The 13,728-nt window shown below is 37.2% G+C and carries 13 protein-coding genes; 10 read left to right on the top strand and 3 right to left on the bottom strand.

What is annotated here, in order from left to right; genetic code table 11:
* The first annotated feature begins 179 nt into the window (after positions 1 to 179).
* Together ACTB0X_RS14055 and ACTB0X_RS14050 are read left to right on the top strand one after the other, a co-directional pair.
* Positions 180 to 1,463 carry a replication-associated recombination protein A gene (locus tag ACTB0X_RS14055; protein ID WP_463025683.1) on the top strand — a complete coding sequence of 428 codons (1,284 nt, stop codon included), beginning with the start codon at positions 180 to 182 and terminating at the stop codon, positions 1,461 to 1,463.
* Positions 1,464 to 1,544: 81 nt separating this feature from the next.
* Entirely contained in the window at positions 1,545 to 2,021 is a 477-nt protein-coding gene (locus ACTB0X_RS14050) for an OsmC family protein (protein ID WP_463025682.1), read from the top strand.
* Between the two features lie 5 nt (positions 2,022 to 2,026).
* Here the strand turns inward: ACTB0X_RS14050 and ACTB0X_RS14045 are convergent, their stop codons facing one another.
* A complete protein-coding gene (locus ACTB0X_RS14045) occupies positions 2,027 to 2,539 on the bottom strand; it encodes a DinB family protein (RefSeq protein ID WP_463025681.1) in 513 nt (170 codons plus the stop codon).
* A 1-nt stretch (position 2,540) separates the two neighbouring features.
* Positions 2,541 to 3,122, bottom strand: coding sequence for an LOG family protein (locus ACTB0X_RS14040; protein ID WP_463025680.1), 582 nt, complete (start codon positions 3,120 to 3,122; stop codon positions 2,541 to 2,543).
* Positions 3,123 to 3,236: 114 nt separating this feature from the next.
* Here ACTB0X_RS14040 and ACTB0X_RS14035 point away from each other — a divergent pair, with 114 nt between their 5' ends.
* Positions 3,237 to 4,388, top strand: coding sequence for a trans-sulfuration enzyme family protein (locus ACTB0X_RS14035; RefSeq protein ID WP_463025679.1), 1,152 nt, complete (start codon positions 3,237 to 3,239; stop codon positions 4,386 to 4,388).
* Between the two features lie 4 nt (positions 4,389 to 4,392).
* Here the strand turns inward: ACTB0X_RS14035 and ACTB0X_RS14030 are convergent, their stop codons facing one another.
* Positions 4,393 to 5,280, bottom strand: coding sequence for a hypothetical protein (locus ACTB0X_RS14030; protein WP_463025678.1), 888 nt, complete (start codon positions 5,278 to 5,280; stop codon positions 4,393 to 4,395).
* Positions 5,281 to 5,466: 186 nt separating this feature from the next.
* On the opposite strand from ACTB0X_RS14030, the gene ACTB0X_RS14025 reads away from it, so the two are divergent.
* From ACTB0X_RS14025 to ACTB0X_RS13995, 7 genes are all read left to right on the top strand, one after another.
* Complete coding sequence (locus ACTB0X_RS14025; protein ID WP_463025677.1) at positions 5,467 to 6,594, top strand: hypothetical protein; 1,128 nt, start codon at positions 5,467 to 5,469, stop codon at positions 6,592 to 6,594.
* A gap of 6 nt (positions 6,595 to 6,600) precedes the next feature.
* Positions 6,601 to 8,223: an alkaline phosphatase PafA gene (gene pafA, locus ACTB0X_RS14020; protein WP_463025676.1), complete on the top strand. Its 1,623-nt coding sequence runs from the start codon at positions 6,601 to 6,603 to the stop codon at positions 8,221 to 8,223.
* A gap of 147 nt (positions 8,224 to 8,370) precedes the next feature.
* Positions 8,371 to 8,706, top strand: coding sequence for an arsenosugar biosynthesis-associated peroxidase-like protein (locus ACTB0X_RS14015; RefSeq protein ID WP_463025675.1), 336 nt, complete (start codon positions 8,371 to 8,373; stop codon positions 8,704 to 8,706).
* A 350-nt stretch (positions 8,707 to 9,056) separates the two neighbouring features.
* The gene (gene arsS, locus ACTB0X_RS14010) at positions 9,057 to 10,109 is read left to right on the top strand and encodes an arsenosugar biosynthesis radical SAM (seleno)protein ArsS (protein ID WP_463025674.1); all 1,053 of its coding nucleotides are present in this window, start codon (positions 9,057 to 9,059) and stop codon (positions 10,107 to 10,109) included.
* A gap of 236 nt (positions 10,110 to 10,345) precedes the next feature.
* A complete protein-coding gene (locus ACTB0X_RS14005; RefSeq protein WP_463025673.1) occupies positions 10,346 to 11,743 on the top strand; it encodes an MBL fold metallo-hydrolase in 1,398 nt (465 codons plus the stop codon).
* Between the two features lie 188 nt (positions 11,744 to 11,931).
* Positions 11,932 to 12,990: a sensor histidine kinase gene (locus ACTB0X_RS14000; protein WP_463025672.1), complete on the top strand. Its 1,059-nt coding sequence runs from the start codon at positions 11,932 to 11,934 to the stop codon at positions 12,988 to 12,990.
* On the top strand, positions 12,987 to 13,643 hold the full coding sequence (locus ACTB0X_RS13995) for a response regulator (RefSeq protein ID WP_463025671.1): 657 nt from the start codon (positions 12,987 to 12,989) through the stop codon (positions 13,641 to 13,643). Before ACTB0X_RS14000 ends, ACTB0X_RS13995 begins: the two co-directional genes overlap by 4 nt.
* Positions 13,644 to 13,728: the final 85 nt, after the last annotated feature.

Below are 13,728 nucleotides of genomic sequence, written 5' to 3'. Positions count from 1 at the left end.
CATCTAATTGTGCAATTAACGCAAAAAGCGTTGAATGCAATTTGCAAACCCTTCGTGAACCTGCTTACCGCAGGCATAGCTTAGCGGTTAAAAACCCTTCGAAAACGAATGCAATCAAATGCATTTATTTCAATATCGAACCGCTATAAAACGTAATTTCGCGTTAAAATTAGATAATAATGGCCTCTTTAATTCCTTTAGCAGAACGACTACGTCCCACCAATTTCGACAACTACATCGGTCAGAAACATTTGATTGGAGAAGGAGCGGTATTGCGTAAACTAATCGAAAAAGGAATGGTTCCTTCCATGATTTTATGGGGAACACCAGGAATTGGAAAAACCACTTTGGCCAACATCATAGCTCATGCCACCGATCGACCATTTTTTACGTTGAGTGCCATCAACTCTGGAGTAAAAGACATTCGTGAAGTAATCGACAAAGCGAAGAAACAGCAGTTTTTCAATGCAGATCGGAACCCTATTTTGTTTATTGATGAAATCCACCGATTCAGTAAATCGCAGCAAGATTCCTTATTAGGAGCGGTAGAGCAGGGGATTGTCACTTTAATTGGTGCCACAACCGAGAACCCATCTTTTGAAGTCATATCAGCATTGTTGTCTCGTTGTCAGGTTTATATTTTAGAACCGTTGACCAAAGATGAACTATTGAGCTTGATTCATTTAGCGATAAAAAACGACAAAGAATTAGCAAAAAAAGACATTGAAGTAAAGGAATATCAAACGCTGATGCAATTGTCTGGTGGCGATGCTCGAAAGTTGCTGAACCTATTGGAACTGACAGTAAACAACAGCGAAGGAGATAAAGTAGTCATCACAAACGATAAAGTAGTAGCCGTAGCACAGCAATCAATTGCGAGATATGACAAAGACGGAGAGCAGCACTACGACATTATTTCAGCTTTCATAAAATCCATTCGAGGGAGTGATCCAAATGCCGCCATATATTGGTTGGCAAGAATGATTGAAGGGGGAGAGGATGCCAAGTTCATTGCTCGTCGTTTATTGATATTGGCAAGTGAAGACATAGGAAACGCCAATCCAACGGCGATAGTAATTGCCAACAATTGTTTTCAAGCCGTGAATGTAATTGGTTGGCCGGAAAGTCGAATCATTTTATCTCAAGCGGTGACTTATTTAGCTTGCTCAGCAAAAAGTAATGCCGCTTATATGGCCATCAATATGGCGCAAGCAGAAGTGAAACAATCAGGTAACTTAAATGTGCCATTGGCGCTGAGAAATGCACCGACAAAACTGATGAAAGAAATAGGCTACGGAAAAGAATACCAATACAGTCACAATGGGGCTGGTAATTTTGTAGCACAAGAGTTTATGCCCCCTGAAGTAGCGAATACTAAGTTTTATGATATGGGCGAAAATCCTCGGGAACGAGAGTTGCGTGATCGCATGAAACGATTCTGGAAAGATAAATACGGATATTAAAAATTCTGTCTATTGTAGAATTCTCAATTTTAATTATCTTGATGACCTGAAAATATAGTTTTAGTCAAACCGAAGGGAATAATGAGAAAGCACAACTACACTGCAGAATTAAAATGGACAGGAAATACTGGCACAGGAACTTCCAATTATTCCGCCTATGAGCGCTCTTTTGTAATAGAGAGTGGAGAGTTTAAAGTACGTCCAATTCTAGGTTCTTCAGAGCCTGCTTTTCGGGGCGACAAAACAAGATATAATCCCGAGGAAATGTTGTTGCATTCGGTTTCCTCTTGCCACATGCTTTGGTTTTTGCATGTTTGTTCAGATAACGGAATAATCGTGACCGCTTATGGCGATCACCCAACCGGCGAAATGACTGAAGATGAAACAAGTGGTGTGGGGCAGTTTACCAAAATTACCCTCAATCCAACAGTTCATGTCGCCGATGAATCCATGGTGGAAATGGCAATTAAGTTACATACCAAAGCGCATCAAAAGTGCTTCATTGCCAATTCGTTGAATTTTCCGATACAGATAAAAGCAAATGTTGAAGTTGGATAATTGAATCACACCAATCGTTTCATTTGACTTTGATGGTGCTTGGCATGATCTACTAGAAATTGAATCGTTTGCTCAATTGAAATCATCCCAGCATACGGATGCTTGAAAACTGCTTTGCCTTCCAATTCTTTTGGGAAGTGTTGTAAGAATTTTTCAAATGCAACTTGAGTGGAATTCCAATCGGTAATCAATTGATCAAAATCTAGTTTTTCGGGAATCTCACTGACCCTTTTCGGAGTCTTAAATTTCATATTAGTACTCAATAATACCTTCAATGAAAAGTACCTGAATGTTGCTTTTAATCCAGCTTTTTGAGTCAATTCGCCTTTTGCATTTTTATAATTGATGTAATCCAATACCGATTTTTCCACATTGTTTAAATGAAAAATCAGTTGGTTGATCGACCATTTTTCGGTTTCTTTGATTGAATTTTTATCTAAGCTAGATTGCTTGGCTTTAGCCAACATCCACTCTTTTTGTTCCTTCGATTTTTGATAGGCTTTTACCAATTTTTCCATTTTACGTTGTCTTTTTTTGAAGTAACTCTATAGCATCAGGAGCCGAATAATTGACCATTTTTTCGAATAATTCAACGATAGAATCCTTACAAATAATCATCTCCACAAATCGGCTTTGCACCATTTCTTCTTTTTCCATCTTTCTCAATTGATCCATCAAAGGGGTGTAAAAACCATTCGTATTGAGTATCGCCATTGGTTTTTGGTGCAGTCCCAATTGGCCCCAAGTCATCATTTCAAACAATTCTTCCATGGTTCCGTAACCACCTGGAAGAGTAATGATGCCGTCACTTAATTCGTGCATTTTTAGCTTTCGCTCGTGCATGCTTTCTACCATAATGAGCTCTGTAACGTGGGTTGCAGCCACTTCTCTTTTGTTCAAAAAATGAGGTAAAACTCCAATTACAGTTCCTCCATGCTCCATGCAACCTTTTGCCAGAGCACCCATGCAGCCCACACTTGCTCCTCCATAAACTAACCTGTACTGGTTTAAAGCGAGGTGCTTGCCTAAGGCGTAGGCAGATTCCATATAAATGGCATTTGCTCCGGTAGATGAGGCACAAAAGACGGCGATACTTTTCATTGGATTGATTTTGGTTTTGCAATATTAATGTAATCCATATAATCTTACTTTTGGGATAAATGTACGTGGTTAATTTCCATCATAAAAAATTAGCTGCAATTAATTCTAAAGAACATGAAACTTCCAAAATCAATAGCTACAGCAACAAAATGTGTTCATTCAGGCACTCAGATTGATGAAAATCAAGGAGGCGTAAATACACCAATTCACACCTCTACAGCATTTAAATATTTAGAAGACTACGAGATGAAATATCCTCGTATGGCGAATACTTCTAACCAAATAGCGATTATTGACAAAATAAATGCGTTGGAAAATGCAGAAAAAGGAATGGTTTTTAGTTCTGGCTTAGGTGCGATTGCTGCAGCATTAATGGGTTTATTAAAACCCGGCGATCATATCATTGTGCAATCAGATATTTATGGTGGGACGGCTCATTTTATGCACCACCAATTGGAACGAATTGGTGTTGCGATTTCTTTTGTGAATTTCTCTGATACCAGTGAAATGGAAAAGGCCATTACGTCTAAAACTAAGTTGGTGTATATAGAAACGCCTTCTAATCCATTGATGAAGTTAACCGACATTACTATGGCAGCGGAATTTGCCAAAAAGCATCAATTGATTTCTTTTGCAGACAACACCTTTGCGACACCACTTTTTCAACAGCCTTTGGAAATGGGAATTGATTTGGTGATGCATTCTGGCACCAAGTATTTTTCAGGCCACAGTGATATTATTTTTGGCTACCTTGGTGGTAAAGCTAGTTTGATTGATGAAATTAAAGTCGCACAAGTTGACTTTGGATCTACGTTGGATGCTCGATTGTGCTATGAAATCGAACGAAGCATGAAAACCTTGCACTTAAGAGTAGAGCGCGCTGCAGAAAATGCAATGGAATTGGCAACTTGGTTAGAAAAGAATGAAAATGTGGAGAAGGTGTATTATCCAGGATTGTCAAGTCACCCACAATTTGAATTGGCAAAACGCCAAATGAATGGAGGCTTTGGAGCCATGATGAGTTTTAGATTAAAGCCATCCATTGATCCAATTAAATTCCAAAAGGCATTGAATATTATTTGTCCTGCAGTAAGCTTGGGTGGAGTAGAGTCGTTAATTGGCTCACCATACTTAACTTCTCACAAAAGTATCAGCCAAGCAGAACGAGATGCTATGGGAATCAGCAACCAAGATGTACGGTTCTCTGTTGGCATTGAAGCAGTGGAAGACCTGAAAGATGATTTAGAGCAAGCCATGAAAAAGTAGCATGCTACTTTTTCTTGTCGAACAATCTAAAGTTGTAGCCCAATACCAATGAGCGTTCGTAATAGAAGATCGTTTGTTCTGCGTGCGCAGAATGATCGCCTTTTGGAACTGTGGCAATTGCCCACATGTTTTGGAATCCACCTTGAAGGGTCAATCGCAAAAAGAAACGCTTATAAATCGTGGCTTGAGCAGCACCAAAGATGTGTGCACCTAAACCCGATACTTTCGGACGATCATCATTTCTCTTGCCAAAAATGGTAGAATTGGTCCATGGAAATGCGATTCCTGCTCCGGCACCTGTAATGGCACTAAGTGCAAATTTTTGATCTTTTGTGGTGTATAAAAAGTCGTTGCGTTCTAAATTGATATTGATGACATTAAAGCCATCAGAATGCTCCATCTTTACAAGGTTATACTCATCCATAATAATTTTATCATGGTTGTAATAACCTGCATAAAGTGGAGATGCGGAAGCATCTATCCGACCTGTAATAATGGCTGGTTGTCCACTTCTGGTTTGATATTTCATGTGATCCCATCCCAGTGCCAAAGCATATTTATCTGATAAATGATAGCCAACACGGAAATTAAACTGAGGAATTGTCAACTTTTTAGGATTAAAGTATACTGAAGAAAACTCTTCTGGTAAATCTCTTGCTTTTACATCCGAAAGGATGAAATCGTAATCAGGCCCTTTTAAATGAATGTCACTTTTAGCGTATGAAGCACGATTATACCCCCAGTAGAAAAAGAAATTTCCTTTTTGCTTTTTAATGTCTAATTGACTTTTCTTAAAGTTCCAATCAATTTTATCTTTTTCTTGAGCAGATAATGAGTAGGTAAAAGAAATAAGTTGCGCTACAACTAATCCTAATAAGATTAAATTTTTCAAGGCGATCTGAATTTTATTTAGAAAGTTCAAAATTACTCCCATTTTTTGAATTCGTCACATGAAATAACTAGCAACTTCCTGCCATTTTAATAGGATTAAATTAACCTATTCATAACCTAGCACTGTTAATAAGCCAATTGGTTTTGCTCAATTTTGTAAACTATAGTTGCAAATACTTACACTACGTTGGGGAAAAAAAAGAACAAGAAACAGGATCTAAAGACCTTAGATTTAGTTGCTATATTAGTGAAGGAGAGAGGTTTTTTAACCATCATTTTATTGGGCTTCGTTTTATCAGCTATTTTAGTCGGGTTCGGTCAAGCAGCCATGTGGCTAGGATTCTTCTTTGCAGCTTATGCTACAGTAGCTAATGATAGCATTCAGTCTTTAGGAACATTCATAGAGAGTAATCAGAATAGAAAGTGGTGGATTTTATGGCTCTATATCGGAGGAATCTTTATAGTTACTGTCACTTTTAGTTGGTTCTATTATGACGGAGATGTCACCTACCAAAGGCTGTTATCTTCTGATGGAATAACAGAATATCCTCATCCAGAAAATTTTAACTATTTTCAGATAATAGCACCTTTAATCCTGCTGATTTTAACTCGATTAAGAATGCCGGTATCAACTACCTTTTTGATGTTGAGTGTGTTTAGTGCCTCTTCTAGCGGGATTGTGTCAGTAGTAAGTAAGAGTCTTTCGGGATATGGAATGGCGTTCATTTTATCCTTTTTGGTGTGGTACTTTTCTTATGGAATCATTCGAAAATACTTTTCTCAGCGGTTTACGCACAATGCTTGGAGCGTGGTGCAATGGATAGTAAGTGGAGCTTTGTGGGCCGTGTGGGTTATGCAAGACGGGGCAAATGTGGCCGTTTTTCTACCTCGTCAACAAACGTGGTGGCAATTCTTAATCTTTACTTTGACTATCTTTTTAGGATTGGGGTTACTCTTTTTCCTTAAAGGAGATAAAATACAGAAAGTGGTGAGCGAAAAAGCACGTATCTCTGATGTTCGAGCAGCTACTTTGATTGATTTCACTTATGTGATTTTATTAATTTATAAACTCTTTATCAGTACTGTTCCGATGAGTACCACTTGGGTATTCTTGGGAGTAATTGGAGGAAGAGAAATCGCTGTTAATTTTTCTCGAACGAAGGAAGGCGGCGATCATAAAATAAAATCCATCAAGATGATTGGAAAGGATGTAAGTTATGCAGCAATTGGGCTTTTTGTTTCTTTGGCATTGGCATCTGGAGCAAATCCTGCTATTCGGGATGAAATAATTAGTTATTTTGTTCCTGGAAAATAACAGGATATGAAAGCAAAGAACCTACTACTCGTATTGATCAGTTTAATGACTTTAAACACATCAGCTAAAGAAGGAAAACCTAAGTTAGTAGTGATGGTTACAGTCGATCAAATGCGATACGATTACCTCGCCAAATACTGGGATCGATATTCTGAGAATGGATTCAAACGATTAGTAAATAAAGGGTTTTCATTTGAAAACGCTAATTTTAGTTACGTTCCGACATTGACTGCAGTTGGCCATGCCACTATTGGAACTGGAACTACTCCTTTTCATCACGGCATTGCTGCTAACGATTGGTACGATCGGACAAAGAAATCGACTGTTTATTGCGTGGAAGATTCTACCGTTACTTCTGTGGGAGTCAAAGGAGCGGATGGTCAACATTCACCCAAAAATTTAAAAGCAAATTCGTTTACCGATCAATTAAAATTATCTTCTTCAAAGAGTAAAGTGTTTGGGATTTCTATCAAAGATAGAGGGGCCATTTTACCTGTCGGATATTCAGCCAACGCCGCCTACTGGTTAAGTGGCGATGAAGGAAAATTTATTTCTAGTTCATATTATATAAATGATTTACCAAAGTGGGTAACGTCATTTAATTCTAAAAAATACGTGGAGAATTATTTAAAATCTCCTTGGAATACTTTATATCCGATTGAGACTTACACCGCTTCTAGTGTTGATGCTGCTGAATTTGAAGGCAAATTTGAAGGGGAAAATTCATCAACATTTCCACATCAATTGCCTGACATTAAAAAAATAAGTGGACTCAGTTTGATTAAGGAAACCCCTTTTGGGAATTCTTTGCTAGCTGATTTTGCAATTGAATTAATCAGAAACGAACAGTTAGGCGATGATGAGATCACTGATGCCATTAGCATTAGTTTCTCATCTACTGATTACATCGGTCATCAATTTGGTCCACAGTCGATAGAAATTGAAGATACTTATTTAAGATTGGATAAAGATCTGGCAAAATTGTTAGAATTCTTAGATGAAAGTGTGGGGGAACAACAATATGTATTAGTGCTGACAGCCGATCATGGAGTGGCCGATATTCCTGCTCATGCCAAGGGAAGCACCGATTATTACGACAATAAAGTGTTTAAAGCGGCTCTTAAATCAGGATCAATGAATTTATTTGGTGCCGATGTGATTGAGAAAGTAATCAACCACCAGATTTATTTGAATTATTCGGAAATAGAGCGCCTTTCCTTAAAGCAGAATGAGGTGAAACGAGCTCTGTTGGACGTTTTGTTAGAATACCCAAACCTGACTTCAGCTGCAGATATGAGTGGAAGAGTTTGTGTGGGTGATGAAAATGTATGTAATCGGATGTACAATGGATTTGATTCCAAAAGGAGTGGTGATATTTTCTATAGTTTTCAGCCTGGTTGGTTAAGCGATTATTATCAACGAAACGGTGGAACTGGACATAGCACGGCCTATAATTACGATACGCATGTTCCCATGATCTGGTATGGATGGAACGTTGTTCAAGGTAATTATTCAGAGGAAGTGGCAATTAAAGACATTGCAGTGACACTTTCTTCTCTAATACAAATTCCATTTCCAAACGGAGCTACTGGAAAACCATTAGATCACTTTTTTGTTACTGAAAAGTAAGGTAATCTGTTGTTGTCAATTGTTTGACACTATCAACTTTATTTAGCTTTTTTAATGAATTAAGTTGGTTCTCCGATTACTTTTTTCTTAATCTTATGATTCAAAAATCTAATTGAGTGCATAACTCGTATTTATAAAAATAGAAACATGGAAAAGACTTATTACGACCCAAAAGACCTAAAGAAATTTGGACAAATTGCAGAATTTGAACCAGAGTTAGCTGAGAAGTTTTTTGACTGGTACGGCGCAGTATTTAAAGAAGGAGCACTAACACAGCGTGAAAAATCACTAATTGCTTTAGCAGTATCTCATGCGGTTCAATGTCCTTATTGTATTGATGCATACACTGAAGATGCCATGCAAAAAGGAGCCAATGAAGCCATGATGATGGAAGCAGTTCATGTCGCTAGTGCGATTAGAGGCGGCGCTTCTATGGTTCACGGAGTACAAATGATGAATAAAGCGAAAAAGCTTTCAATGTAAAAAAATCTACTGTTTGATTTTTTTTAAGACTCAAAAGATTAGTTAAGAATACTAAATAAGTTATATAAATTGAAATCATTTTGTTTAAATCTGGGTTTTTTTATTTTAGGACTGCCATTTAGCAAAAGGTAAGTAAATCAGAAGGATTTCCTTAGAGAAACTGGAAAGCTTCGAAGGTGGGCCGAGAAGATCATCCAGCTGAACTTAGGGAATACAAGGATTTAATTTCATTTTGATAAGGCTGAGCTTTTTGCTTTACTTTTTGCTCACCAAAAAGTGAAATAAAAAACAAAAAAATGTCAAATTAAAAATTTGTCGTACAATAATTTAAAAAAAACGAAAAGTCATTTATGATTAAATCACTAAAAGCTAGAGGAGATAAACTAGCTGACATAAAAAACCAATTAAAAGTATTGAACGGAAGTCCCTTTGATGGTGAATTGCTCACTTTTAAAGAGCAATTGACGAAGTTGGGAGACTTTCCGATGAAGCCAACGAATATTGAAATTTTTCAGATCAATGTGGGCTATATGTGCAACCAAGTTTGCAAGCATTGTCACGTAGATGCAGGTCCTGATCGAAAAGAGATAATGACCAAAGAATATTTGCAAAAATGTTTGGATATTCTAGAGAAGACAAAGATTCACACCGTTGATTTGACTGGTGGAGCACCTGAAATGAATCCAAATTTCCGTTGGTTTGTTGAAGAAGCAACCAAGATAGGAGTGAAGGAGATAATCGTTCGTTCCAACTTAACGATCATTAGAGCAAATAAAAAGTACTACGATTTACCCGAGTTTTTCAAAAAACACAATGTGCATGTCGTTTCTTCTTTGCCCTACTATCAAGCAGGAAAAACAGATGCCCAGCGAGGGGACGGAGTTTTTAAAAGCTCTATAGAAGCCTTGCAAAGTTTGAATGAACAAGGATATGGTATTCCTGGATCCGGATTGCAATTGGATTTAGTGTATAATCCTACAGGAGCTTTTCTTCCTGGAGATCAAGCGCAGTTGGAAATGGAGTTCAAACGCAACTTAAAAAAGGATTTTGATATTGACTTCAATGCATTGTTTACCATTACCAATATTCCAATTAGTCGATATTTGGACTATTTAGTAGCCAGCGATAACTATGAAGAATACATGGATAAATTGGTAACAGCTTTTAATCCTGGTGCAGTCAAAGGAGTGATGTGCAGGAATACAATTTCAGTAGATTGGGACGGATACATGTACGATTGCGACTTCAATCAGATGTTGGACATGAAAGTGGCCGCTCCATCTTCTCAACACATTAATAATTTTGATATTGAAGCTTTATCGAAACGAAATATTTTAACCAATCAACACTGTTATGGCTGCACTGCCGGTGCAGGGTCAAGCTGTCAAGGGACAGTGGCATAAAACATAGAAAAGGAAGAGCAGCGCTCTTCCTTTTTTTATGCAAATAAGATTGGAAGAAGCAATTTTCTTATTCAAAAGATTTTTTCCTGATTCAAAGAGATTAGTTTAGGAGGTGCAGAGCAAGAGTGTTAACTTGTGATAAAAAGAGTGAAGTGAAGCTGAGATTTTCGTTTGATGGGCGTTATTAAATGCTTTTTTAATTTACCTTGTGTAATTTTGCCATAAATATTGATGACATGATAATAGAACAAATATATACGGGTTGTTTGGCCCAAGGAGCATATTATATTGAAAGTAATGGAGAGGCTGTAATCATTGACCCATTAAGAGAGGTGAACGATTACATTCAAAAAGCGGCGAAGAATGATGCAAAGATTAAGTACATCTTCGAAACCCATTTTCATGCGGATTTTGTAAGTGGACATGTTACTTTGGCTGAAAAAACTGGCGCAACTATCGTTTACGGACCAAATGCAAACCCCTCTTTTGATGCTCTGATCGCTAAAGACAATCAGGTATTTAAAGTTGGGGATATTACCTTAACTGCTTTGCACACACCCGGACATACATTGGAAAGTACGACCTATTTATTAAAAGATGAAAAGGGAAAGGACATTGCTATATTCTCAGGAGATACTTTATTCCTTGGAGATGTTGGTCGTCCTGATTTGGCTCAGAAAATGGGTTCAATTACTCAAGATGATTTAGCCGGAATGTTGTTCGATAGTTTGAGAAGTAAAATTATGCCATTAGCCGATGATGTGACGGTCTATCCTGCTCACGGTGCAGGAAGTTCGTGTGGAAAAAACATGATGAAGGAAACGGTAGATACTTTGGGGAACCAAAAGAAAATGAATTATGCCTTGCGTGCAAATATGACTAAGGCGGAGTTTATTGCTGAGGTGACAGATGGTTTATTGCCGCCTCCAGCATACTTCCCTTTGAATGTGCAGATGAATAAAGAAGGGTATGCTTCCATTGATAGCGTCATGGAAAAAGGACAAACGGCTTTGACTCCGAATGATTTTGAGCAAGCTGCGAATGCTACAGATGCGATTGTGTTGGATGTGCGTCATCAAGATGATTATTCGAAAGGTCATATTCCTCAATCTATCTTTATCGGGTTAGACGGTCAGTTTGCACCTTGGGTAGGTGCTATGATCGCTGATGTAAAACAACAAATACTATTAGTAGCTCCAGAAGGAAGAGTAGAAGAAGCCATCACCCGATTGGCAAGAGTTGGTTTTGATCAGATTATAGGATTTTTAGAGGGTGGATTTGATGCATGGAAAACTGCCGGAAAAGAAATAGACACCGTGGATTCAATTGATGTTGATGGATTGAGTGATGTGCTAAAAAAGAAACCGCAATCTCCAATTGTAGATGTTCGAAAAGAAAGCGAATATGCTACTTGTCATTTGCCAACATCTAAGTTAATTACATTGGATGAAATTAATAGCTCTCTGAATGAGTTTCCAAATGAGCCATTTTATTTGCATTGTGCAGGTGGATACCGATCAATGATCGCGATTTCTATTTTAAAAGCGAGAGGTAATCACAATGCCATTGATGTGAAAGGTGGTTTCGGAGCAATTAAACAAAGTAATATCCCATATGAAATGGCAATTTCCTAGTTATTTCATTGATTGAAAAGTAGTAGCCTTTAGAGAAAATCTAAGGGCTATTTTTTTATAGGCGTTTTTTTTGTCATTCATAGATGGAATAGTTTATTTTAGCACTATATTTATGAGGTTAGTCTAAAATATAAGCTATCAAATAGTTGTATTATATTTAGCTCGATAACTTCTTTTACTTTTGCAATATGTCAATCGAACTTGAAAAAAAGATATTAACCGAACTTCGAGTGCTTATTTTAGTCGTTGATGAGATGGAAGGTTTTTCTATCATGGAGTTAATGGGCGCAATGAGTGACTATAACTACGTTGGATATCATGAGTCTTCTTTGAAAATGGGAAAGCGTATTCTGAAGGAGACTAAAATCGATGTAGTTCTTGTAGATTTAGGTTTACCGGATTCATACGGGGCTCATACATTAACTGCTTTATTCGATGAATTCTCGACTACTCCATTTGTCATCCTAACAGATTTGGAAGATGAGGCAATTGCTTTGAATGCTGTTTTAGAAGGTGCTCAAGATTTCTTATTAAAAGCTCAGATTAATTCTCTAATACTGAACAAATCGATTCATTATGCGATTCAACGAAAGAATACAGAAAAGCGAATGGTCACAGCAATATTAGAGACAGAAGATATAGTGAGAAAAAGGATAGCCATAGATCTTCATGATGGAATAGGTCAATTATTGACTTCAGCTTCTATGAATTTACAAACCGTTATGCCTGAAATCTCTCTGCTTTCTGAGAAGGGACAAACATCAATTAAAAGGGTTTTAGATACACTCAAAAATGCTATTTCTGAAACAAGAGGTTTAGCTAGAAATTTGATGCCTAAAACAGTTGAAGAGTTTGGCCTAGTTGCAAGTGTAGAAGGAATGATCGAAGATTTAGGTAATTCAGAAACAGAACTATACTTTTTTAATAATCTAGATGGCAAAAGGTTGAGCATAAATTTAGAAGTGATGCTATATCGAATTATTCAAGAATCATTGAATAACATTCTGAAGCATGCTAAGGCAAAATACATTTCGATTCAATTGATGCAATACAATGATAGTTTGAATTTAATGATTGAAGATGATGGCGTCGGATTTGCAATGACTTCGACTGACTTCAAGAGTGGTGTAGGTCTTTTAAGTATTAAGAATCGAGTGAAGTCTTTAGGCGGTGCATTGACAATAGATAGCTCCAAAGGTTGTGGGACAACAATAGCGGTAGAAATACCTCAAAATAAAATAGTATGATGAAAATTATTATTGTAGATGATCATAAGCTAATCCGTGACGGAATCTCCTCATTTTTATCAGATAATTCAAAATACGAAGTGATAGGAGAAGCTTCTGATGGCATAGAAGCATTGGCACTTATAAAAAACCAATCCCCTGATTTAGTGATCACAGACTTAAATATGCCCAATATGGATGGTTTGGAATTAATCACGATGATTAAAAAGGACTACCCTAAAATAAAAATAGTGGTCTTGTCCATGGTAGATGAAACGCAATATATTCGACAAGTGTTGAAATTGGGTGCCAATGGATATTTACTAAAGAATTCTGGAATAGAAGAGGTGAGGACCGCCATAGATGCTGTTATGAGCGGGAATAATTTCTTTAGTGGAGAGGTTACTAATGCGATAATGAGTCAATTATCCGCTGGGTCGAAAAAGAAAAAAGTAGGCAGGTTTAATAACAGTTTCAATTTAACAAAAAGAGAAAAAGAGATTCTAAAATTGATTATTCAAGAATATAATAATGGGGAAATAGCTGACATGCTTTTCATTAGTATTCGGACGGTTGATGCACATAAACGAAACATGATTGAAAAAACTGGATCTAAAAATATGGCGGGACTTTTAGTTTGGGCCATAAATAGTGGTGTGCTAGATGAGGAATAAGTGAATCCCCTATATTTAGTATTTCCGTTTAACTATTAGGTTTTAAATTTTTTACAGTGCTACTTTTGGAGAAGATAAGTCTCAA

It is taken from the genome of Acidiluteibacter sp. (assembly GCF_055129545.1).
The sequence above is the reverse complement of the archived record's forward strand: the minus strand, read 5'-3'. Positions and strand labels throughout refer to the sequence as shown.